Source organism: Microbulbifer elongatus (genome assembly GCF_021165935.1).
Classification (GTDB): Bacteria; Pseudomonadota; Gammaproteobacteria; order Pseudomonadales; family Cellvibrionaceae; genus Microbulbifer; species Microbulbifer elongatus.
In genome coordinates, this window is the sequence record NZ_CP088953.1 from 1,705,012 (window position 1) to 1,726,860 (window position 21,849).

21 protein-coding genes and 2 tRNA genes are annotated in these 21,849 nt (G+C 59.1%); 22 read left to right on the top strand and 1 reads right to left on the bottom strand.

Annotated features, from left to right (window positions below; genetic code table 11):
* The first annotated feature begins 33 nt into the window (after window positions 1-33).
* The 17 genes from aspS (at window position 34) to nadA (ending at window position 14,023) form a co-directional block, all read left to right on the top strand.
* Window positions 34-1,812, top strand: coding sequence for an aspartate--tRNA ligase (gene aspS, locus LRR79_RS06970; protein ID WP_231759646.1), 1,779 nt, complete (start codon window positions 34-36; stop codon window positions 1,810-1,812).
* A gap of 137 nt (window positions 1,813-1,949) precedes the next feature.
* A complete protein-coding gene (locus LRR79_RS06975) occupies window positions 1,950-2,693 on the top strand; it encodes a YebC/PmpR family DNA-binding transcriptional regulator (RefSeq protein WP_231759647.1) in 744 nt (247 codons plus the stop codon).
* Between the two features lie 150 nt (window positions 2,694-2,843).
* Complete coding sequence (gene ruvC / locus LRR79_RS06980) at window positions 2,844-3,374, top strand: crossover junction endodeoxyribonuclease RuvC (RefSeq protein ID WP_231759648.1); 531 nt, start codon at window positions 2,844-2,846, stop codon at window positions 3,372-3,374.
* 422 nt (window positions 3,375-3,796) lie between these two features.
* Complete coding sequence (ruvA, locus tag LRR79_RS06985; RefSeq protein ID WP_231759649.1) at window positions 3,797-4,408, top strand: Holliday junction branch migration protein RuvA; 612 nt, start codon at window positions 3,797-3,799, stop codon at window positions 4,406-4,408.
* 25 nt (window positions 4,409-4,433) lie between these two features.
* Window positions 4,434-5,453 (top strand): Holliday junction branch migration DNA helicase RuvB, encoded by a 1,020-nt coding sequence (gene ruvB, locus LRR79_RS06990; protein WP_231759650.1) that lies wholly within the window; start codon window positions 4,434-4,436, stop codon window positions 5,451-5,453.
* Window positions 5,454-5,618: 165 nt separating this feature from the next.
* The gene (gene ybgC, locus LRR79_RS06995; protein WP_231759651.1) at window positions 5,619-6,032 is read left to right on the top strand and encodes a tol-pal system-associated acyl-CoA thioesterase; all 414 of its coding nucleotides are present in this window, start codon (window positions 5,619-5,621) and stop codon (window positions 6,030-6,032) included.
* Window positions 6,029-6,721, top strand: a complete 693-nt coding sequence (gene tolQ, locus LRR79_RS07000) for a protein TolQ (protein ID WP_231759652.1) — start codon at window positions 6,029-6,031, stop codon at window positions 6,719-6,721. Before ybgC ends, tolQ begins: the two co-directional genes overlap by 4 nt.
* Before the next feature lie 38 nt (window positions 6,722-6,759).
* Entirely contained in the window at window positions 6,760-7,191 is a 432-nt protein-coding gene (gene tolR, locus LRR79_RS07005) for a protein TolR (RefSeq protein WP_231759653.1), read from the top strand.
* Between the two features lie 19 nt (window positions 7,192-7,210).
* On the top strand, window positions 7,211-7,957 hold the full coding sequence (tolA, locus tag LRR79_RS07010; RefSeq protein WP_231759654.1) for a cell envelope integrity protein TolA: 747 nt from the start codon (window positions 7,211-7,213) through the stop codon (window positions 7,955-7,957).
* The gene (gene tolB, locus LRR79_RS07015; protein ID WP_407665241.1) at window positions 7,957-9,252 is read left to right on the top strand and encodes a Tol-Pal system beta propeller repeat protein TolB; all 1,296 of its coding nucleotides are present in this window, start codon (window positions 7,957-7,959) and stop codon (window positions 9,250-9,252) included. The genes tolA and tolB overlap by 1 nt, the downstream gene beginning before the upstream one ends.
* A gap of 135 nt (window positions 9,253-9,387) precedes the next feature.
* Window positions 9,388-9,867 carry an OmpA family protein gene (locus LRR79_RS07020; RefSeq protein ID WP_231759656.1) on the top strand — a complete coding sequence of 160 codons (480 nt, stop codon included), beginning with the start codon at window positions 9,388-9,390 and terminating at the stop codon, window positions 9,865-9,867.
* A 15-nt stretch (window positions 9,868-9,882) separates the two neighbouring features.
* A complete protein-coding gene (ybgF, locus tag LRR79_RS07025) occupies window positions 9,883-10,698 on the top strand; it encodes a tol-pal system protein YbgF (protein WP_241301459.1) in 816 nt (271 codons plus the stop codon).
* Window positions 10,699-10,881: 183 nt separating this feature from the next.
* Window positions 10,882-11,580 (top strand): 7-carboxy-7-deazaguanine synthase QueE, encoded by a 699-nt coding sequence (queE, locus tag LRR79_RS07030; protein ID WP_231759658.1) that lies wholly within the window; start codon window positions 10,882-10,884, stop codon window positions 11,578-11,580.
* Window positions 11,581-11,628: 48 nt separating this feature from the next.
* On the top strand, window positions 11,629-12,303 hold the full coding sequence (gene queC / locus LRR79_RS07035) for a 7-cyano-7-deazaguanine synthase QueC (RefSeq protein ID WP_231759659.1): 675 nt from the start codon (window positions 11,629-11,631) through the stop codon (window positions 12,301-12,303).
* A gap of 163 nt (window positions 12,304-12,466) precedes the next feature.
* Window positions 12,467-12,542: transfer RNA gene (locus LRR79_RS07040), tRNA-Lys, on the top strand.
* Window positions 12,543-12,662: 120 nt separating this feature from the next.
* Window positions 12,663-12,738 (top strand) — tRNA-Lys (locus tag LRR79_RS07045).
* A 205-nt stretch (window positions 12,739-12,943) separates the two neighbouring features.
* Entirely contained in the window at window positions 12,944-14,023 is a 1,080-nt protein-coding gene (gene nadA, locus LRR79_RS07050; protein ID WP_231759660.1) for a quinolinate synthase NadA, read from the top strand.
* A 174-nt stretch (window positions 14,024-14,197) separates the two neighbouring features.
* Here the strand turns inward: nadA and LRR79_RS07055 are convergent, their stop codons facing one another.
* A complete protein-coding gene (locus tag LRR79_RS07055; protein ID WP_231759661.1) occupies window positions 14,198-15,715 on the bottom strand; it encodes a M48 family metalloprotease in 1,518 nt (505 codons plus the stop codon).
* 164 nt (window positions 15,716-15,879) lie between these two features.
* Here LRR79_RS07055 and LRR79_RS07060 point away from each other — a divergent pair, with 164 nt between their 5' ends.
* The 5 genes from LRR79_RS07060 to LRR79_RS07080 all read left to right on the top strand — a co-directional run bounded on the left by LRR79_RS07060 (window position 15,880) and on the right by LRR79_RS07080 (window position 21,785).
* Window positions 15,880-16,152, top strand: coding sequence for a sulfurtransferase TusA family protein (locus tag LRR79_RS07060; RefSeq protein ID WP_231759662.1), 273 nt, complete (start codon window positions 15,880-15,882; stop codon window positions 16,150-16,152).
* A 100-nt stretch (window positions 16,153-16,252) separates the two neighbouring features.
* Window positions 16,253-17,353: an AI-2E family transporter gene (locus tag LRR79_RS07065; RefSeq protein ID WP_231759663.1), complete on the top strand. Its 1,101-nt coding sequence runs from the start codon at window positions 16,253-16,255 to the stop codon at window positions 17,351-17,353.
* A gap of 129 nt (window positions 17,354-17,482) precedes the next feature.
* The gene (locus tag LRR79_RS07070) at window positions 17,483-18,586 is read left to right on the top strand and encodes a phosphoribosylaminoimidazolesuccinocarboxamide synthase (protein ID WP_231759664.1); all 1,104 of its coding nucleotides are present in this window, start codon (window positions 17,483-17,485) and stop codon (window positions 18,584-18,586) included.
* 177 nt (window positions 18,587-18,763) lie between these two features.
* On the top strand, window positions 18,764-21,166 hold the full coding sequence (locus LRR79_RS07075; RefSeq protein ID WP_231759665.1) for a marine proteobacterial sortase target protein: 2,403 nt from the start codon (window positions 18,764-18,766) through the stop codon (window positions 21,164-21,166).
* 1 nt (window position 21,167) lies between these two features.
* Window positions 21,168-21,785, top strand: coding sequence for a class GN sortase (locus tag LRR79_RS07080; protein ID WP_231759666.1), 618 nt, complete (start codon window positions 21,168-21,170; stop codon window positions 21,783-21,785).
* Window positions 21,786-21,849: the final 64 nt, after the last annotated feature.

The window sequence follows — 21,849 nt, forward strand, 5'->3', positions numbered from 1 at the left end:
ACAAAGACGATACTACTAAGGGAATAAGACTCCATGCGCACCGACTACTGTGGCGCCCTGCGATCCGCCGATATTGACCGCGAAGTAACCCTGTGTGGCTGGGTAGACCGCCGCCGCGATCACGGTGGGGTGATCTTCATCGACCTGCGCGATCGCGATGGTATTGCTCAGGTGGTCTTCGACCCCGATGCCGCAGAACACTTTGAGCTGGCCGACCGCGTGCGCAGCGAATATGTCCTGAAGGTGACCGGTCGTGTGCGCGCTCGCGCCCCGGAAGCGGTCAATCCGAATATGCAGACCGGTGAAATCGAGGTCTATGGCCTGCAGCTGGAGATCCTCAATAGCGCGGAAACCCCGCCCTTCCAGCTGGACGAGCACACCGCCGTCGGCGAAGACGTACGCCTGAAGTATCGCTACCTGGACCTGCGTCGCAACGAAATGCAGCGCAATCTGCGCTTCCGCTCGCAGATTACCAACGCCATTCGCAACTACCTGGACGGCGAAGGCTTCCTGGATATCGAAACCCCGATACTGACCCGCGCGACACCGGAAGGGGCCCGGGATTACCTGGTGCCGAGCCGCACCCACGCTGGCAAATTCTTCGCCCTGCCGCAGTCCCCACAGCTGTTCAAGCAGCTGCTGATGGTGTCCGGTTTCGATCGCTACTATCAGATCGCCAAGTGTTTCCGCGACGAAGATCTGCGCGCAGATCGCCAACCGGAATTCACCCAGATCGATATCGAGACGGCGTTCCTCGACGAAAACGCCATCATGTCCATCACCGAGAACATGATTCGCAAGCTGTTCAAAGAGCTGAAAGGCGTGGAGCTGGGCGAGTTCCCGCGCATGCCGTTCAGTGAGGCCATGGCGAAATTCGGTTCCGACAAGCCGGACCTGCGTATTCCGCTGGAGCTGGTAGACGTCAAAGACCTGATGACACAAGTGGACTTCAAAGTATTCTCCGGCCCGGCCAACGATCCAAAAGGCCGTGTGACCGCACTGAAAGTCCCCGGTGGCAACGACAAGCTGACCCGCAAGCAGATCGACGACTACACCAAGTACGTCTCCATCTACGGCGCCAAGGGCCTGGCCTACATCAAGGTCAACGACAAGTCCGATCTGGAAGGTGGCCTGCAGTCCCCGATCGTCAAATTCCTGCCCAATGAAGTGCGCGCGGCGATCCTCGATCGCGTACAGGCAGAGAATGGCGACCTGATCTTCTTCGGTTCCGACAAGGCCAAGGTTGTCTCCGAAGCACTCGGCGCACTGCGCTGCAAGCTGGGTGAAGACCTGGACCTGTACGTGGCGGAATGGGCGCCCCTGTGGGTGGTGGACTTCCCGATGTTCGAAGAGAACGACGACGGCAGCGTCACCGCGCTGCACCACCCGTTCACCGCGCCTTCCTGTTCCGCAGAGGATCTGGAAAAGAACCCGCTGGAGGCCCTGTCCCGCGCTTACGACATGGTGCTGAACGGCTGCGAGCTGGGTGGCGGTTCCATCCGTATTCACGATCAGGACATGCAGCAGACGGTATTCCGCGCCCTCGGCATCGACGCCGAGGAGCAGCGCGAGAAGTTCGGCTTCCTGCTGGACGCGCTCAAATACGGTGCTCCGCCCCACGGTGGACTGGCTTTCGGCCTCGACCGCCTGGTGATGCTCATGACCGACAGTGACTCCATTCGCGACGTCATCGCCTTCCCGAAAACCCAGAGCGCCGCCTGTGTGATGACCGATGCCCCGGGAGCGGTGGACGCCAAGCAGCTGCGCGAACTGAGCATCCGTCTGCGCCAAAAAGAAGAGCAGGTAGGTTAAAGGCTGCGTTTTCCCTATCGTCATTCCGGCGCAGGCCGGAATCCAGTGAGTTGGACCCCGGCCTGCGCCGGGGAGACGAAAAGCATGAGTGCGCCAGACCCAGATTTAGATATAGAAGAAAGACCGGAGATTTATCGATGGCAGGACACAGTAAATGGGCCAACATCAAACACCGCAAGGCCGCCCAGGACGCCAAGCGGGGTAAGGTTTTCACCAAGATCATTCGCGAGCTCACCGTAGCCGCGAAGGGCGGTGCCAACCCCGATGACAACCCGGCACTGCGCGCCGCCATCGACAAGGCCCTCGGCGCGAACATGAAGCGCGACACCATCGATAAAGCCATCGCCCGCGGTGCTGGCAATACCGATGGGGACAATTACGAAGCGGTGACCTATGAAGGGTATGGTGTCGGCGGCGTAGCCATTCTGGTGGAGTGTCTCACCGACAACCGCAACCGCACCGTTGCCGAGGTGCGTCACGCGTTTACCAAGCGCGGCGGCAATCTGGGCACCGACGGTTCTGTGGCTTACCTGTTCTCGCGCAAGGGGCAGATGTACTACGAGCCGGGGGTGGATGAAGATGCGCTGATGGAAGCGGCTCTGGAAGCCGGTGCGGAGGATATCCAGACCAATGACGATGGCAGTATCGAGGTGACCACCGAGTTTACCGAGTATATGTCCGTGAAAGATGCCCTGACGGAAGCGGGCTTCAAACCGGACAACGCCGAGATTGCCATGATCCCCTCGACCACCGTGCCTATGGATAAAGAGAGTGCGGAGAAAGTGATGGCGCTGGTGGATATGCTGGAAGACCTGGACGACGTACAGAACGTGTATTCCAACGCCGATATACCAGAAGAGGTAATGGCCGAGCTGGGTTGAGCTGATCCCGGCCACTCCGGAAAAATGCCCCGCAATCGTGGGGCATTTTTGTATCTGACCGGACAGATCCGCTTCCCGCCTTGACGCCCAGTCCTCACCTTGGGAAACTTCCCGGTAACAATTGTATAAATGTACAGGGGGTAGCCCGCCGTGACCCGCATTCTGGGCATCGATCCCGGCTCACGTAAAACCGGTTACGGCCTGATCGACGTGGAGCGCTCCAATGCCCGCTATGTCGCCAGCGGTGTGATCAAACTCCCCGACGGCCCGCTGCCCGAGCGCCTGAAGCTCATATTTGACGCCGTGAGCCAGATTGCCCAGCAGTACCAGCCCCAGCAGATGGCCATCGAAAACGTATTTATGTCGAAAAGCGCCGGCTCCGCGTTAAAACTGGGTCAGGCAAGAGGCGCCGCCATCGTCGCCGCCACCCATGCGGATCTGCCTGTGTCGGAGTACGAAGCGCGCAAGGTGAAACAGGCGGTGGTGGGTAACGGTGGTGCGGACAAGCTGCAGGTGCAGCATATGGTCAAAACCCTGCTCAAACTGCCCGCTTCTCCGCAAGAGGATGCGGCGGATGCTTTGGCCGTTGCCTTGTGTCATATGCATACCATGCAGACTTTGGTTCAGTCTTCGGCTGGGTCGCGGGCCCGGTTTCGGCGCGGGCGGCTTAGCGTAACTTGAGTTTGGCTTCAGTGGTGCGGCGGGTTTCGTGGCACGCAGTCGGGACGTTGGGTGGCGGCTCCGCTACCGGGGACACCTTCGCGGGACACGCCGTAGACCCATCCCTGGGGGCTCTGCACCGCCATCCCTGGCGGTGAAGGTCCCGCGAAGGTGTCCCCGGTATCGAAGCCTTAGCCCTGTAGCACTGCTTGCTTGGCAATCACCGGGTGTACCTCGTGGAGGGATAAACAGCATTGGTAAAAATTTAAGGCGCTGCTGCCGATAAAGGTTTGCCAGACCTTCTGCGAGAGGGACCTCGCAGAAGAGCCCCCATGGATGGGTTCACGGCGTGTCTGGCAAACCTTTATCGGCAGTGGCGCCGCCACAGAATCCTATAAAATACGTACCACCGGACCTCAGGGCCCGGAAAAAATGGAATAAGAATGATCGGAAGACTCACCGGCAAGCTGGCCGCCGTACAACCCCCGCAACTGCTCGTTGATGTGCAGGGCGTGGGCTACGAAGTGTTGGCCCCCATGACCACTATTTTTGAGTTGCCACAGCTGGGTGGCAGTGTGCAATTGCATACTCACCTGGCCGTATCGGAAACCTCGCAGCAACTGTTCGGCTTTATCCGCGAGAGCGACCGGCAGCTGTTTCGCACCCTGATCAAGGTCAACGGCGTCGGCCCCAAAATGGCTCTGGCCATCCTGTCTGGCCTCGACGGCGCCGCACTGGCCCGCTGTGTAGCGGACGATAACGTGGGTGCGCTGGTGAAAGTGCCCGGTGTGGGCAAGAAAACTGCCGAGCGGCTGATTATCGAACTGCGCGGCAAGCTCACCCCGCAATCCGGCGATCTGGGGGATATCCCGCTGATGTCCACCAACGCCGAATCCAAAGTCGATCACAGCGGCGAGGCAGAAAGTGCCCTGGCCGCCCTGGGCTACAAGCCCACCGACGCCACCAAAATGGTCGCCCGCGCCGCCAAAGAGCAGCCCGACGCCGATAGCGCCACCCTGATCCGCCTGGCGCTGAAAAGCATGGCTCCGGCCTGATACTGTATCCATTTGAGAATTGCCCGTGATTGAAGCCGACCGCCTGATCGCCCCCGAACCCCAAGGGCCCACCGGCCAGGAAGAGCAGTACGACCGCGCCGTGCGCCCCAAAACCCTGTCCGACTACGTGGGCCAGCCGGTGGTGCGCGAGCAGATGGAAATCTTCATCCAGGCCGCCAAGCTGCGCAAAGAAGCCCTCGATCACACCCTGGTATTCGGCCCACCCGGTCTTGGTAAAACCACACTGGCGAACATTATTGCCGCGGAAATGGGTGTCGCCATCAAGACCACCTCCGGTCCGGTACTGGAAAAGGCCGGTGATCTCGCCGCGATTATGACCAATCTCGAACCCGGGGACGTGCTGTTTATCGACGAGATCCACCGTCTCAGCCCGCATGTGGAAGAGGTGCTGTATCCCGCCATGGAAGACTATCAGCTGGATATCATGATCGGAGAGGGGCCTGCGGCGCGCTCCATCAAGCTGGATTTGCCACCGTTTACGCTCGTTGGTGCGACCACCCGCGCGGGCCTGCTGACTTCCCCCCTGCGGGACCGTTTTGGCATCGTGCAGCGGCTTGAATTCTACTCCGTTACCGATCTCACCAGTATCGTCGCCCGCTCCGCCGGCCTGATGGGCGTGGATATGGATGAGGGTGGGGCCCACGAGGTGGCCCGTCGCGCCCGCGGCACGCCGCGTATCGCCAACCGCCTGCTGCGCCGGGTGCGGGATTACGCCGAAGTGAAAAGCGACGGTCATGTGTGTGCGGAGACCGCGGACCTGGCGCTGAATATGCTGAACGTGGATGCCAGCGGCTTCGATCAGCTCGACCGCCGCATGCTGCTGACCATGATCGAGAAGTTTGATGGCGGCCCCGTCGGTGTCGACAGCCTGGCCGCCGCCGTGAGTGAAGAGCGCGATACCATCGAGGATGTGCTGGAACCGTACCTGATCCAGCAGGGCTACCTGACCCGCACCCCCCGCGGACGGGTGGTGACCGCGTTGGCCTATGAGCACTTCGGCATTCCCAAGCCCGATCGGGTTTGACGCACAATTGAGTCTGACCACACCTGACGAAGCGGTCTGGTTCCTGTAGCATATCTCACGAGCGCTGGTAGAAATGGTCAACGGCCGTTGAAATCTGCCCGGTGTGCCCCAAACCGCTATCAACAACAAAAAGTCAGTTCGCGGTCGGCGAGTTAAGGACGGTGCGTGTCAGAACCCTTCAGTATTCCCATTCGCGTCTATATCGAGGATACGGACGCTGGCGGAATCGTCTATTACGTCAATTATTTAAAGTATATGGAGCGCGCGCGCACAGAATTGGTCCGTGCGCTCGGCTATGATAAGCCCGCGATGCCGCAGCAGGGGCTGCTGCTGGTGGTGCATTCAGCGGAGGTTCAGTACCGCCGGTCTGCAATACTCGACGACGAGCTCAGAGCCACTGCGGCAGTCGCCAGAGTCGGCCGTGCCGCGGTAACCTTTGTGCAGAAAATCTGGCGCGGCAGTGAAATTATTTGTGAGGGCGTGGTCAAAGTGGCCTGCGTGGACGACGCGAGCCGCAAACCCTGCGCATTCCCCCAACCCATCCATCAAGCTTTGAAGGCAGCGAGTCAACATTCATGAATGCCGGTGAACAACTTTCCCTGTGGGGCCTGATTTCCAGCGCCAGCCTGCTGGTACAACTGGTCATGCTGATGCTGTTACTGGCCTCGGTCATTTCCTGGGTCATGATTATCCAGCGCGGTACCTATCTGTCCCGTGCGCGCAAGTCCATGATCAACTTTGAGCGCAAGTTCTGGTCCGGTGCGGATCTGAACCAGCTGTTCCGCGACGGCAATGCCGCCGCTGAAAAAGGCAAGATTGATGGTGTGGAATCCCTGTTTCGCGCCGGGTTTACCGAATTTACCCGCCTGCGCCAGCAGGGCAAAAGCAGCCCGGCGGCGGTTATGGAGGGCACTGAGCGCGCCATGCGGGTGGCCATGTCCCGGGAGCAGGAGAAGGTGGAGATGAACCTGCCGTTCCTGGCTACTGTCGGCTCCGTCAGCCCCTATATCGGCCTGTTCGGCACCGTGTGGGGGATCATGAACTCTTTCCGCGGTCTCGCCACTATGCACCAGGCCACCATTGCCACGGTTGCTCCGGGTATTTCCGAAGCGCTGGTGGCCACCGCCATGGGGCTGTTCGCGGCGATTCCTGCGGTTATGGCGTACAACCGTTATTCCGCCAAGGCGGAATGGCTGCTATCGAGCTATGAGACCTTTGCCGAAGAGTTCTCCTCCATCCTGCACCGCAAAGTGCACGCCTCCGGTTAAGGCGGCGCTGAACGCAACGCTGTGCAAAGAGCTGAATCATGAGCAATTTTCGCAAAGCCCCGAAGCGTAAGCTGGTCTCCGAGATCAACGTGGTGCCGTACATCGACGTGATGCTGGTATTGCTGATCGTGTTTATGGTGACCGCCCCGCTGCTGATGCAGGGGGTCAAAGTGGATCTGCCGGACGCGCCCTCGGCCCCCATTGATGATACCGATGACGAGCCGCTGATCGTGTCGGTGAAAGCCGATGGCAGCTACTACCTCAACCTTGGTGACGATGAGAAGGTGGCCAAGCCGCTGAAGGAAATCAAGGAAACAGTGGCCAAAGTGCTGCGGCAGAAGCCGAAAACGCCAGTTCTGGTGTGGGGAGATACCGACGCCAAGTACGGTCTGATTGTGGGTGCCATGACGCATCTCCAGCAGGCCGGGGCCCCCAGCGTGGGCCTGGTGACCGAGCCGCCGTCGGAATGAGCTGGAGCCAGACGCAAGTATGAATCGCTCCTACGGCCCGGCCATCATTATCAGTGTCGCTCTGCACGCGTTGTTGATCGCGGTGCTGACGTTTGGCTGGGAGGCGGAACACAAACGCGAACTGAAGCCGATGCCCAAGTTTGTGCAGGCCAAGCTGGTGCAGCTGGAATCCAAGTCGAACCAGCCCAAGGCACCGCCCAAGGTCGACCTGCGGGAAAAGCGGCGTCAGCAGGAACTTGAGCGCCAGCGCAGAGCCGAGGCGGAAAGAAAGCGTAAAGCCGCGGCCGAGCGCAAGAAAAAGGAAGAGGCGGAGAAGAAACGTAAGGCAGAAGAAGCGCGCAAGGAGAAAGAGCGCAAAGAGGCCGAGCGCAAGGAGCAGCTGAAGCAGGAGCGTAAAAGTGCATTCGAAGACGCACTTGAGGACGAAGAGGCTCTGCAGGAGGCCAGCGACGACTCCGCCGCGGTCATGTCCGTTGCGCAGGCCATTCGCCAGCGCATCGTGCAGGTCTGGAGCCGTCCGCCAAGCGCCCGAAATGGTATGGTGGTGGAGGTTCAGATCAATTTTGTACCCACCGGGCGCGTGGTGGCCTCTACCATTACCAAAGGCAGTGGCAATCCCGCGGTGGATCGATCCGTGCTCACTGCGGTCAAGAAAGTAGAAGTCTTTCCGGAAGTGGAGAAGGTGGCGCGCGAGGAGCCGTCACTGTTCGAACGCCAGATTAGAACCACCAAATTGATATTCAGAGTCGAAGGCCTGCGCCAATGATGAAAAAAACAGTCTCTCTTCTCTTTGCCACCCTGCTTGGCTGCGTACTGGCGGTTTCCGCCCGCGCCCAGCTGGTGGTGGAAATTGACGATGGCAATGACAATCCCACGCCAGTCGCGGTGGTGCCATTTGATTGGGCTGGCAGCGGTGTACTGCCAGAGGATGTGTCTTCCATCATTTCCGCCGACTTGCGCCGCAGTGGCCTGATCGCACCGGTGCCGCGGGAGGATATGCTGTCTTTCCCGAAAACGCCGGAGGAAGTCAGCTTTCGAGACTGGCGTATGCTGGGTACCGAGTATGTGGTCACCGGCCGTATGCAGCCTCAGGCCAATGGCTACCTGCTGAGCTTTGATCTCACCAACATCTTCGGCCAGCGCAAGGTGTTTACCAAGCAGGTCACCGGTGGTGCACAGCAGCTGCGGGATATCGCCCACCGTGCCGCCGACGAGATCTTCGAGGCGATCACCGGTATCCGCGGTGCTTTCGGTACCCAGATGGTGTACGTGCAGGAAACCCAGCGCGGCGGGCAGCCCAGCTATGCGTTGATGCTGTCGGATATCGACGGTGCCCGCGCCCGTCAGATTCGCCGGTTCAGCGCGCCGGTAATGTCCCCCAGCTGGTCTCCGAACGGTCAGGAAGTGGCTTACGTGTCCTTCGAGACCGGCCGCCCGGCGATTTTCCGCGAGAATATCCGCACCGGCGCCCGTCAGCAGCTGACCAATTTCAAGGGGCTGAACAGCTCTCCAACCTGGTCCCCGGATGGCTCCAAGCTGGCCATGGTGCTGTCGAAAGACGGAAACCCGGAGATCTATGTGCTGGACCTGGCATCGGGTCGCTTTACCCGGATGACCCGCCACTTCTCCATTGATACCGAACCGAACTGGATGCCGGACGGAAAATCGCTGGTTTTCACTTCTGACAGGGGAGGTAAGCCACAAATTTATCAATTGACTCTTGCCACGGGTCAAGTAGACCGCTTAACCTTCGACGGCGACTACAACGCGCGTCCGCGGGTATCTCCCGATGGCAAAACGCTGGTTATGGTGCATCGTAGCAGGGGGGTATTTACTATCGCTACGATGGACATCGTATCCGGTCAAATGCGTGTCCTTACGGAGACGCGCCTGGACGAATCCCCGAGTATTGCGCCCAATGGCGCGATGCTGATGTACGCCACCAAGCGGGGGAGCAAGGGTATCCTAGCTGCGGTGTCGCTGGATGCCGGAGTGAAATACAGCCTGCCCTCTCAGCAGGGGAATGTCCGCGAGCCGGCGTGGTCGCCTTACTTTGATTGATGCAGTACCTGGCGCATTTCTTATTTTTTTGCGACAAGTGTGAGATCAAACAAATAAGAAGAAGCGAAACCCTGATTTAATCCCGGGTTTTACCCCTTACAGGATTTCCCGATAACACAAAAAGCGGAGTTGTTTATGTTCAAATCAGTAAAAACCGGCCTGGGTCTGGCTTGTGTACTGGCAGTAATGGCCGGTTGTTCCAGCACCGATACCGACGATAGCGCTAACCAGCAAGTAGTTGATCAGACCCCACCTCCGGTGGTTGAAGACACCACTCCTACCGAAACAGCCGTTCCTCTGGACAACGTCGTGTACTTCGACTTCGACCAGAGCCTGCTGAAGCCTTCTACCCGTGAGCTGCTGATCAAGCACGCTGACCGTATGCGCGGCGCCGCTGGCACCGTTCGCCTGGAGGGCCACGCTGACGAGCTGGGTACCCGTGAGTACAACCTGGCACTGGGTGAGCGTCGCGCCAACGCGGTTCGCGACTTCCTGGTACTTCAGGGCGTAAACGCTGCCAACCTGGAAGTCATCAGCTACGGCGAAGAGCGTCCGGCACAAGAAGGCTCCAGCGAGAGTGCACGTGCTATGAACCGTCGCGTGGTGATCAACTAATCTAGAAGCATGCAATTGTCTTTTCTGATTAGAAGTATCGCGATAGCCGCAGCCAGTCTGGCTGCGGCTTCGTCCGTATTCGCGCAGGCTCCGGTGGTGGATCTGTCCCGTGACAGCTCTGTCAACCAGGGTACTGCAACCCCTCCTCCCCCCGGTTACCCACAGCTGGCGGCCCGCACCAATACCTCGGCAGGTAATCTGCAGGCCAACCCCCAGGCTGAGGCCTACTACCAGATGCAGGTTCTGCAGCAGGAAGTCCAGGAACTGCGCGGTGCGGTGGAGGAGCTCCGGCACGAGGTCAAACGGTTGCGCCAGCAGCGCACCGAAGACTACATGAACCTCGATCGCCGCATATCGAAGCTTGATGGCGCGGCACCGGCCGAAGGCGCGCCCTCGGGATCAGCCTCCGGCACCAGCGACTCCGCGCCGGCTGCGGGCGCGGGTTCAGCCTCGGAAGCCAGTGAAAGCGAGCGCGATCGCTACCAGGCCAGCTTCGGCCTGGCGCGCAACGGCGATTACGATGGCGCCAGTAAGGCGTTCAAGAGCCTGCTGGAGGACTACCCCAACGGGCAGTATGCGCCGAATGCCAATTACTGGTTGGGCGAGATTGCCCTGGTGCAGGGTAATATCGAAGAGGCCCGCACCTGGTTTGTAGCCCTGTTGGATGGGTACCCCAATTCCAGCAAGGTATGGGATGGCCGCTACAAGCTCGGGACTGTCTATCACCAGCTGGGTGATAACGCCAAGGCCAAAGAGCTGTTGGAGCAGGTGGCTGCCAGCGATCAGCGCGCCTCCAATCTGGCCAAGCAGTATCTCAAGGAAAATTTCTAGGGCTGCTATCTGAGCGGCCCGGTAACCCCGCCGCTGGGTGGGGGATAAAACCAGCGGTGCTGGTTTTGTGATCAAAAAAACTCTATGATCCCGCGCCCGGAGGGTATTTACCCTCCGGGCGTTTTTGTATGTGCCGGTAGCCGCCAGGGCGTCACCGGCCAATATTTACCATCTGAGCGGTATATGGCGGAACTGAAGACCGAACCGGGCACTGAACAGAAAGGCGGGGAGCTGACCAGTGAGTCTCTTCGCATCAGTGAGCTTTTCTATTCTCTGCAGGGGGAAGCCCGTGACAGTGGCCTACCCACGGTCTTTGTGCGCCTGACCGGGTGCCCGCTACGCTGCACCTATTGTGATTCGGAGTACGCGTTTTACGGCGGCGAGCGCCTGTCGCTGGCCGATATTTTGCAGAAAGTGCAGTCGTACCCCGCGCGGCGCGTGTGCGTCACCGGCGGTGAGCCGCTCGCTCAGCCCAATTGCATCCCCTTACTAAGGGCGCTGTGTGATGCCGGTTATCGGGTTTCCCTGGAAACCAGCGGGGCCATGCCGGTGGACGCGGTGGATGCCCGGGTATCCCGCGTGGTCGACCTGAAAACACCGGCCTCCGGTGAGCAGGGCCGTAATCGGATGGAGAATATTCCCCTGTTGACCCAGGAGGATCAGATCAAGTTTGTGATCTGTGATCGCGCGGATTACGAATGGGCGCGCTTTACCCTGGACCAGTACCAGCTGGTGGAGCGGGTAGGTGAGGTGCTCTTCTCCCCGAGTTATGAGCAGTTGGCCCCCCGTCAGCTGGCGGGGTGGATTCTGGAAGATGGGCTGCCGGTGCGTATGCAGATGCAGCTGCACAAACTGCTCTGGGGCGACATCCCCGGCGTGTAACCCTATCGAATACGCTTCTCTCTTTAACTGAACCCAATTGGCAGACTTATGAGCAGCAAAAAAGCCGTTGTACTACTCTCCGGAGGCCTGGATTCCGCCACCGTCCTGGCTATGGCCCGGGCAGAGGGCTACGAGTGTTATGCCCTCGGGTTCGATTATGGCCAGCGCCACAGCGCCGAGCTGATGGCGGCACAGCGCGTGGCTGCGGATCTGGATGCCCGCGAACACAAAGTGGTAAAGCTGGACCTACGGGTCATTGGTGGCTCCGCACTCACCGATGACAGTATCGATGTGCCGGAGGAGGAGACCTCCGGGATACCCGTCACCTACGTGCCCGCGCGCAATACCGTGTTTCTGTCAATTGCCCTCGGCTGGGCGGAGGTTCTGGGAGCGCAGGATATTTTTGTGGGCGTGAACGCGGTTGACTACTCTGGTTATCCGGATTGCCGCCCGGATTATATTGATGCCTTTGAGAAAATGGCCAACCTGGCCACCCGTGCGGGTGTAGAGGGCAACAAGCTGACCATCCACGCACCACTGATGAAGATGAGCAAGGCGGATATTGTCCATCGAGGTACTGAGCTGGGTGTGGACTACAGCCTGACGGTAAGTTGCTACCAGGCCCTGCCCAATGGCGCGGCCTGCGGGCGTTGCGACAGCTGCCGCCTGCGCGCCGCGGGTTTTGCCGAGGCCGGTCTGGAGGACCCCACGGTATACGCCTGAATCGGTGCCAGCCCGGCGGGGATTTCCCAGGTATAAACCGGCCGGATACCGAGCCAGGCCGGGGATCTAACCCCTTATATTTGTTAGAAATTTTTTTGTAACCGGGACTTGTGTTTTCGGATTAGATCCGTAAGATACGCAGCTCCTCAGGTAGAGGGGTTAAGGGTCGTTAGCTCAGTTGGTAGAGCAGTTGGCTTTTAACCAATTGGTCGCTGGTTCGAGTCCAGCACGACCCACCATCTTCCCTCCTGTGCCGGTAGTCCGATATCTGATCGAGCCGGTGCTTATTAAAAAACGCGTAGCAACTACGGGTTATACAAGCAGTTTTGCCTTCCTCTGTGAGAGAAGGGCAGTCTTAAGGGTCGTTAGCTCAGTTGGTAGAGCAGTTGGCTTTTAACCAATTGGTCGCTGGTTCGAGTCCAGCACGACCCACCATTTCCTTAAGTTCCCCCTCAATTGATACCTTTCGCGCGCCCGGGGCCACCCTGTTCGCTGCATCGCATCCGCATTTGCGCCACCTTAAAATACCACTGACCGCAGGGTGTACCGCGGGATTAAGGGGCGAAGATCGGCGAACGGGGTCTGTACCGGTATAATGCCGGCCTTTTCCGTCAGCACGCAGAAACCTTACGTGGAAACTATGACAGACAGTAGCGAAAAAATTGCTTCCAACGCCCCGGCTCCCAACGCGATCGATGCACGGGATTTTGTGCAGGATCATCTTACGCACCCGGGTGCCCACGAATACTCCGCGGAAGAGCTGGCGCTGTGGCGGGAGCGTATCAAGCGCCTGCTAAAAGAGCAGAATGCGGTACTGGTGGCCCACTACTATACCGACCCGCTGATTCAGGCGTTGGCGGAAGAAACCGGTGGTTGCGTTTCCGACTCTCTGGAGATGGCCCGTTTCGGATCGCAGCATCAGGCGGATACGCTGATTGTGGCCGGTGTGAAGTTTATGGGGGAAACGGCCAAAATCCTGACTCCGAACAAACGCGTGCTGATGCCTACCCTGGAAGCCACCTGTTCGCTGGACCTCGGTTGTCCGATTGAGGAGTTTTCCGCTTTCTGCGACCAGCACCCGGATCGCACCGTGGTGGTTTACGCGAACACGTCAGCGGCGGTAAAAGCGCGTGCAGACTGGGTTGTCACCTCCAGCATCGCACTGGATGTTGTGGATCACCTGGATAGCCAGGGGGAAAAAATCCTGTGGGCGCCGGATAAACACCTGGGGAGCTATGTGCAAAAGCAGACCGGGGCCGACGTATTGCTGTGGGACGCCGCCTGTATTGTGCATGAAGAGTTCAAGGCCAAGGGTGTGGCTGATCTGAAGGCCATGTACCCGGAAGCGCTGGTGCTGGTACACCCGGAATCCCCTGCGGCGGTAGTGGAGCTGGCGGATGTGGTGGGTTCCACTTCGCAGATCATCAATGCTGCAAAAACCCGCCCAAACAAGCAGTTTATCGTCGCGACTGACCAGGGCATCTTCTACAAGATGCAGCAGCAGTGCCCGGACAAAGAGCTGATCATCGCTCCCACCGCGGGCTCCGGTGCGACCTGTCGCAGCTGCGCCAATTGCCCATGGATGGCGATGAACTCCCTGGAGAATCTGTATGGTGTACTTGAGCGCGGCGACAACGAGATCGTTGTGGATCCGGAGCTGGGCAAGCGGGCGATGATACCGCTGCAGCGGATGCTGGATTTCCGCAAGCCCCTGGATTGAGGCTTGCCTAGTGGTTTTAAAGCTGGTCCGGTGGCGGCAAAGCACCGGGTATCTGTTTTTGAAACCGCTGTGAATACATCCTTGTACGCTGCGTCGGCGACGTCCCTGTCGCCGACGCTTTCAAAAACAGATCCCCGCCACTTTGCCTTCAGTCAAAACTATTGAGCTTCGAACTTAAAGCTCCTTAGCTTTCTCCTGCATCTTGATCACATCTTTCATACGCTGTTCCAGAATCGCGTGGGTCTGGTAATCGTTTTTCGCCAGACGGACACCGTGGCGCAGGTGCTGCAGTGCCTTGTCGAACACGCCGTTCAGGATGTAATACTCCGCACGGGCCTCGTGCACACCAACAATATCCCCAGCCAAACCGTGAGTTTCCGCCAGCAAATACCAGACCGCCGGATCCTTGCGGCGCATACGGCTGTGTTTTTTCAGAATGCGCTCCGCGGCCAGATAGTTACCCGCCTTAAAGTGCGCGTTGGCCAGGCCCATGATCAGGGCGTGGTTTTTCGGACTGTCGTCCACCGCCTTCTGCAGACGCTTGGTGGCGCTGGTGTAATCCTGACGGCTCAGGTCGATATCCGCCCGGGCGAGAATGAATGCGTCCTTGTCGGGCTCTTTTTCCAACAGGGGTTGCAGCGTGTCGATGGCGGAGTCCGGCTTTCCGGCGGCGGTCTGGGCCAGGGCCAGGCCGTAGCGGGCGGCGTCTTCGTTATCGTTGATGCCGCGCAATTCCGCCTGGAAGCGTTTCACCGCCTGCTGGGGGGTGGCCTCGGCGGCAACGCGGATACGCGCGCGCATCAGGTGGTATTCACGGCTGTCCCGCAGGGGCACCTTTTCCATGCGGTTGGCACGCAGCTTGGCGTCGGCAATCCGTTTCTCGGTCACCGGGTGAGTGAGCAGGAATTCCGGTGGGCGGCGGTAGTAGCGGGTGGCCTTGAGCATCTGCTCGAACATTTCGCCGGCGGCCTGGGGGTCCATGCCGGCTTTGGCCAGGGTTTCAATCCCCACCCGGTCCGCTTCCTGCTCGTTCTGGCGGGAAAAACGCAATTGGTTATCCAGTGCCGCGGCCTGGGTGGCGGTCATGGCCGCGAGCCCTGCATCACCCCCGGCGGTCGCGGCCAGTACCAGGGCGCCCAGCATACCGGCGAGGGTGGGCAGGGTACTGTTGCGTTGGGCCTCCAGGGAGCGGGCGTAGTGGCGCTGGCTCAAGTGCGCGAGTTCGTGGGCGAGTACCGAGGCAAACTGGTCTTCGTTCTCCGCAAACAGGAACAGGCCGGTGTGCACACCCACCACGCCACCGGGAACGGCAAAGGCGTTCATGGTGTCGTTATTGACCACCACCACGTCCAGGGATTTGTCCTCCAGCGGGCTGTATTCCGCCAGGGATTTGAGTGAGTTTTCCACATACTGCTGGAGGAGGGCGTCGCTGGAGGTGCGTACCTGGCTGCGGAACATCCGCAACCACATGCTGCCCAGTTCTTTTTCCCGCGCGCGCGACACCAGGCCACTGCTGGAGTCGCCAAGCATCGGCAGCTGGATATGATGGTCGTCCTGGGCCGTGGCGGCGATCGGCGCGGCGGTCAATACCAGGCCGGTAGCCACGCTGGCGGCGAAACCGGCGGCGCACCGGCGCAGGCGCGCGCAGCCGAGTCGGATTCGGTGTCTGAATACTTTGAGGTTCTCGGTCATAATCTAACTGCGCCTGCCGGGTTTCCTACGGCTAACACTATACGTAACCCTGTGAGACTGTCGAGGTTTTGATCAATTCTGGGGCAAAAGGTTCTGCCTCATGACCCATTGACCAGGCGTCGCCGTTATAATTCGCGGCATTAACGGTTCTTTACCGCATTTTTATGACCACGACCACACAACAGGCCACACAGCGCCAGGATGTCCATTGGGAGGATGCCTTAAGGGTAGATGCCCGCGGGCTTCCCTGCCCGCAGCCTCTGCTCGCCATGCGCCGTGCATTGAAGGAATTGGCGCCGGGAGCGCTGTTGCACCTGATTGCCACCGATCCGGCATCGCAGCGGGATATTCGCAGCTTTTGCGATCTGAGTGGTGTACCTTTGGCGCGTGTCGAAACGGATGGCGAGTCCTTCCATTTCTGGTTGCGGCAGATTTAATGCGCTGAACCAATGGTCACTTTGCCGGGAGAAGCCCTCCCGCACCGACCCATCAGACAACCAAACACACTTCTACCGGAGTCTCGAGAGAACAGCTTTTATGTATGCGATTGTAAAGGGGTGGGTAAATCGCTATTTCGGTCAGGAAGAAGTGGTACTGCTGGTACTGCTGCTGTTGGCCGCCATGATCGTCCTCGCCACGCTCGGCGGTGTGCTCGCACCGGTGCTTGCAGCGCTGGTGATTGCCTTTTTGATGCAGGGTATGGTGCAGCGGCTGGAGTCGTGGAAAGTCCCCCACTGGTTGTCGGTGACCATCGCCTGCCTGGTGCTGGTGGGCACCATTGTCGGCCTGTTGTTTGTAGTGATGCCGATTATCTGGCGCCAGACCGCGCGGTTGTTCGCGGAACTCCCGAATATGATCGCCAGCGGCCAGGACCTGCTGATTCTGTTGCCAGAGCAGTACCCACGGCTGGTTACTGCCCAGCAGATCGACGAGATTTTCAACACCATCGGCAGTGAGCTGGGCAACCTGGGGCAGACGGTGCTGACTTTTTCCCTGGCCAATATCCCGGTACTGGCGGCGGTACTGATCTATCTGGTGGTGGTGCCGATTCTGGTGTTCTTCTTTCTCAAGGACTCCAACAAGCTGCTGGGCTGGTGTGCGTCCTTCCTGCCCCACCAGCGTCCGATGCTGCGCCAGATCTGGTATGAAATGAATGATCAGGTGGCCAACTACGTGCGCGGCAAGGTGATTGAAATCGCTATTGTGGCGGTGGTGAGCTACATCGCCTTTCTATTGCTGGGGGTGAATTACGCGCTGCTGCTGGCGGTTGCGGTGGGCCTGTCGGTACTCATTCCCTATATCGGCGCGGCGGTGGTCACCATTCCGGTGGCCGCCATCGGCCTCTTTCAGTGGGGGTGGAGCAGCGAGTTTTTCTGGCTGATGTTTGCCTACGGCATGATCCAGTTGCTGGACGGCAACGTGCTGGTACCGATTCTGTTCTCCGAAGCCGTCAATCTGCATCCGGTGGCGATTATCCTCGCGGTACTGGTATTTGGCGGTATTTGGGGATTCTGGGGCGTGTTCTTTGCGATTCCCCTGGCGACCCTGGCCAAGGCCATCCTCAATGCCTGGCCCACCAGCGAGCATCAGAAGGAGTGGGCGCGGGGAACGTCGGGCAGCAGCATCGAAGAGCACTGAACCGACGGGCGGACAACTGTCTCAAAAATCCCCGATTTGCTAGAATCCCGCGCCTGAAATTCCGGCCCCGCTTTCGCGGGGCTCTTATCTATTATCTGTCTGTATCCGTATTACGGCATAGGAAAGCCCATGAGCCTTGCTGACAAAGTCCTGGCGGTAAACAACGACCTGCCCATCCGTACCGATAAGCCCGTGCACAGCGGCAAGGTCCGCTCCGTGTACTGGCTGACGGAAGCCGACAGCGCTCGCCTGATCAGGGAGAAAGATTACCCGGTGGCGGCCGATGCGCCACTGGCGGTCATGGTGATTTCCGATCGCATGTCCGCTTTCGACTGCATCTGGAAAGGCGAGAATGGTCTGCGTGGTGTACCCGGCAAGGGGGCGGCGCTGAATGCGGTGGCCAACCACTGGTTCAAACTGTTCAAGGAGCAGGGACTGGCGGACAGTCATATTCTGGATATCCCACACCCGGCGGTGTGGATCGTACAGAAAGCCCGCCCGGTGATGATCGAAGCTATTGCCCGCCAGTATATTACCGGCTCCATGTGGCGCGCCTACAGCAAGGGCGAGCGGGAGTTCTGCGGCATACAGCTACCCGATGGCCTGGACAAAGACCAGAAGCTGCCGGAGCTGCTGATCACCCCCTCCACCAAAGGGATTCTCAAGGGGATCCCGGGCGTCCCGGAGGCGGACGATGTAAATATCACCCGCCGCAACATTGAAGAAAACTTCGCCGCCTTCCATTTCAGTACTATTGAAGACATCGCCCTCTACGAAGCCCTGTTGAAAGAAGGTTTCGACGTTATATCCACAGCACTGGAGAAACTGGATCAGGTGTTTGTCGATACCAAGTTCGAGTTTGGCTACGTGACCGATGCCGACGGCAACGAGAAAATGATCTACATGGATGAGGTGGGTACGCCGGATTCTTCCCGTATCTGGGACGGCGCCGAGTATCGCAATGGCCGGGTTGTGGAAAACTCCAAAGAGGGGTTTCGCCAGGCTCTGCTCAATCATTTCCCCGACCCGGATATCCTGCTGAACAAGGAGCGCTTTGGCGAGCGTGTTGCGTTGGCCCGGGATAACGAGCTGCCTGAATCCATGCTGATGGATGTCTCAAATACCTATGTAGGGATTGCGGAAAAGATTATCGGTGACAAGCTGGTAATCTCCGACAACCCCAAAGCGGAGATTGTGCAGGTGCTGCGGGACGAGTATGGACTGATCGACTGATCCATTACTACGCGTAGTTTTTAAACCGGCCTCTGCGCCGGTTTTTTACTTTTGTGCCGCGCTAACATTCGCTCCGCCACATTTCGTCATATTTGACCTCCAGTCCGCCCGATTTCACCCCGCCCGCTGCCCGATTGCCTGTGTGTAATGCCTCCATCAACCAATCTGGAGGCTCCCGTGAACCGACCCTTTTTCCACGCGCCACGCATCGAGCGCGATCTGCTGATACTCCCCACCGATGAATACTACCGGCGCCGCTACCGCAAAAATCGCACCGGCAGCTGGATGTTGCTGGTGGTTACCGCACTTGCGGTGTTGCTCGCGGCGCTCGGAGCCAACGGAGCCAAGGCATCAGAGGGCGTGAATACAGAATACGAACCGATAACGCTGGACGATGCCGGCAGCGGTGACCTTCTGTTTTCTGGCGATGTGCCGGGTCAGTATGTGCCGGCGATTCACCTGGGTACCGAAGTGGATATTCGCGTGCGTGGGCTGGTGGCCGAGGTGCATATCCAGCAGTTCTTTTCCAATACCAGCAACGACTGGCAGGAGGCGGTGTACGTGTTGCCGCTGCCGGAAAATGCCGCGGTCAACGGAATGGAAATCGTCGTCGGCGAGCGCCGCATTGTGGGCAAGGTACGGGAGCGGGAAGCCGCGAAAAAGGTCTACCGGCAGGCGAAGGCGGAGGGCAAACGCGCCGCACTTCTGGAGCAGCAGCGCCCCAATCTGTTCACCAGCCGGGTTGCGAATATTGCACCGGGTGAAAAGGTAGCGGTGGAAATCCGCTACCTGCAAACACTGCGCTTTGACAGCGGCCAGTTCAGCCTGCGCCTGCCCAGTACACTCACCCCGCGCTATATGCCCGGTACGCCCATGGCCTCGCAACAGGATGTAGCATTAAATGCGCACGGCTGGTCGCTGCCCACTGATCAGGTCCCTGATGCGGATCGGATTTCCCCCACCATGGTGCCCATGCCCGAGCTGCAAGCGCGCGGCAGCCACCAGATGTCCATTGCCATCGATCTCGGTATGGGATTGCCTCTGGCGGATATTTTCAGCCCCTATCATGAAATCAATTTTCATCGCCAGAGTGACCACCAGTATCAAATCGAACTGAAAGAGGGTTCCGTTCCCATGGATCGGGACTTTGCCCTGCATTGGCGGCCGCAAACATCCGCCATGCCATCCGCGGCAGTTTTTGCGGAGCAATCTGTCGATGCTTCCGCGCAATATCTCCAGTTGTTGCTGCTGCCTCCACACCAGTCTGCGGCCACACAAAAGCTGCCGCGTGAGGTGGTCTATGTGGTGGACACATCCGGGTCCATGAGTGGCGTTTCCATTCGGCAGGCAAAGGAGAGTCTGTTGTTGGCGCTGTCCCGGCTGGACGCTGCGGATCGCTTCAACGTGATTGAATTCAACAGTCGCCACCGCTCTTTTTATCCCCGTCCGGTAGCCGCGACCCCCGGTAATATCCAGCGCGCGCGGGACTGGGTGGAGTCCCTCGAGGCGACCGGCGGCACCGAGATGGCTCCCGCATTGAAGGAAGCGCTTTCCCAACAGCTGGACGAGCAGGCCGGCGAACTGGTGCGGCAGGTCATATTTATTACCGATGGCGCTGTAGGCAATGAGCGCGCGCTGTTTGAAATCGTGCGCCAGCGACTTGGTCAGGTGCGCCTGTTTACCGTAGGCATAGGTTCCGCACCCAACAGTTTCTTTATGACCAAGGCTGCGGAGTTTGGCCGCGGCAGTTTTGTGCAGATTGGCGATCTCGGTGAAGTACAGACCAAAATGGGCCAGCTTTTTGAAAAGCTGGAAAATCCACTGGTCACCGATCTCCAGGTGGAATGGCCGCAGGGCATCAAGGTAGAAACCTATCCAAAGCAGCTGCCGGACCTGTATCGTGGCGAACCGGTGCGGCTGGTGGCACGGGTTGAGGGCCAGCAACTGGGTAATCCTTCCAGTGGTGAAGTCGTGGTCAGCGGCCGCCTGGCGGGCAAGCGATTTTCCCGGACTATTTCTCTGGGCCAATTGGCCGTCGATAGAGGCGGGCGTGAAATTGGCAGCCTGTGGGCACGCTCGAAAATAGGTGCGCTGCGTGATGAGCAGCAACAGCGTGGCCCGCTGACGTCGTCAACAAGAGAGGGCGAAAAGGCCGAAGACCCGATCAAGCAGGAAATTATTGGCCTCGCACTGGCCTATCAGCTTGCCAGCCCTTACACCAGCTTTGTTGCGGTCGAGGAAACGCCCGTGCGTCCGGCTTCAGAGCGCTTGAAGTCTCATGGTGTGCCTAACGCCGTAGCGCAAGGACAGGTGCTGCAGCGTATGACCTATCCCTCAACCGCTACCGGCGTTTACGGTCAACTGCTGACGGCACTGCTGCTACTGGGATTGGGCGGCGCGCTGCGTGTTCGCGCACAAGTGGTGCGCGCTGCTCGCCGCATACTGCGTCGGTGCATACCGGACGTGCGCTGCTGCCGGACTCACCTCGATCAGTTTCTGGCGCGACGTCTGACGGTTGCTGCATTGAAATACCGCGAAGCGCCTGTACGCACCGGCAATGCCCGCCCGGTGGAGGTTTGAGATGATGGCGCTGCGGATTCTGAAACACTGGCTGCCGGTTATTCTGATGGGCGCGGGTATCTGGCAACTGGGTAGCGGCGGCTGGATTCTGGCCAAAGCCGAACTGGCCCAGTATCTGATCAGCGATGCCTGGCACCGACAGCTGGCCAGTGGCGAAATCCATAAGCCTTGGCCCTGGGCGGATACATGGCCGGTGGCACAAATAAAAATGGGAGAGGATAAACCGCTGATGGTATTGCGCGGTACCAGTGGACAGGCGCTGGCGTTTGGCCCGGGTATGCTGGATGGTGCGGGCGAACCCGGGAAGTTATTAGCACCGCGCACGACCGTGGTTGCGGCGCACCGGGATACCCACTTCAAAAATCTCGATAAGTTGCAGCCGGGCCATGTGATTCAACTTCAGGATCAAAGCGGACGCTGGCACAGCTTCCGAGTCAATGGGACAAAAGTGGTTGATAGCGAAAAAGAACGTTTGCCCATCGTTGCCGCGCCGGACCTGCTGCTAGTGACCTGTTATCCGTTTAACGCGATGCGCGCTGGTGGGCCTTTGCGCTATCTGGTGCACGCTGAATATGTAGAGCCGGAACCCAGGGGGCAGACGTCGACCGTACATCTGTAAAAATACACACAAAAAAAGCCCCGGCGGAAGCGCCGGGGCTTGATCGATCTGAACCGAATGATTT

Excerpts from the sequence above, each read along its gene's own strand:
- LRR79_RS07055 (WP_231759661.1), bottom strand. The coding sequence starts at position 15,715 with ATGACCGAGAACCTCAAAGTATTCAGACACCGAATCCGACTCGGCTGC.
- ruvA (WP_231759649.1), top strand. The coding sequence starts at position 3,797 with ATGATCGGAAGACTCACCGGCAAGCTGGCCGCCGTACAACCCCCGCAA.
- LRR79_RS07080 (WP_231759666.1), top strand. The coding sequence starts at position 21,168 with ATGATGGCGCTGCGGATTCTGAAACACTGGCTGCCGGTTATTCTGATG.
- aspS (WP_231759646.1), top strand. The coding sequence starts at position 34 with ATGCGCACCGACTACTGTGGCGCCCTGCGATCCGCCGATATTGACCGC.
- LRR79_RS07060 (WP_231759662.1), top strand. The coding sequence starts at position 15,880 with ATGACCACGACCACACAACAGGCCACACAGCGCCAGGATGTCCATTGG.
- LRR79_RS07065 (WP_231759663.1), top strand. The coding sequence starts at position 16,253 with ATGTATGCGATTGTAAAGGGGTGGGTAAATCGCTATTTCGGTCAGGAA.
- tolB (WP_407665241.1), top strand. The coding sequence starts at position 7,957 with ATGAAAAAAACAGTCTCTCTTCTCTTTGCCACCCTGCTTGGCTGCGTA.
- tolA (WP_231759654.1), top strand. The coding sequence starts at position 7,211 with ATGAATCGCTCCTACGGCCCGGCCATCATTATCAGTGTCGCTCTGCAC.
- queC (WP_231759659.1), top strand. The coding sequence starts at position 11,629 with ATGAGCAGCAAAAAAGCCGTTGTACTACTCTCCGGAGGCCTGGATTCC.
- LRR79_RS06975 (WP_231759647.1), top strand. The coding sequence starts at position 1,950 with ATGGCAGGACACAGTAAATGGGCCAACATCAAACACCGCAAGGCCGCC.
- nadA (WP_231759660.1), top strand. The coding sequence starts at position 12,944 with ATGACAGACAGTAGCGAAAAAATTGCTTCCAACGCCCCGGCTCCCAAC.
- LRR79_RS07070 (WP_231759664.1), top strand. The coding sequence starts at position 17,483 with ATGAGCCTTGCTGACAAAGTCCTGGCGGTAAACAACGACCTGCCCATC.
- queE (WP_231759658.1), top strand. The coding sequence starts at position 10,882 with ATGGCGGAACTGAAGACCGAACCGGGCACTGAACAGAAAGGCGGGGAG.
- LRR79_RS07020 (WP_231759656.1), top strand. The coding sequence starts at position 9,388 with ATGTTCAAATCAGTAAAAACCGGCCTGGGTCTGGCTTGTGTACTGGCA.
- tolR (WP_231759653.1), top strand. The coding sequence starts at position 6,760 with ATGAGCAATTTTCGCAAAGCCCCGAAGCGTAAGCTGGTCTCCGAGATC.
- tolQ (WP_231759652.1), top strand. The coding sequence starts at position 6,029 with ATGAATGCCGGTGAACAACTTTCCCTGTGGGGCCTGATTTCCAGCGCC.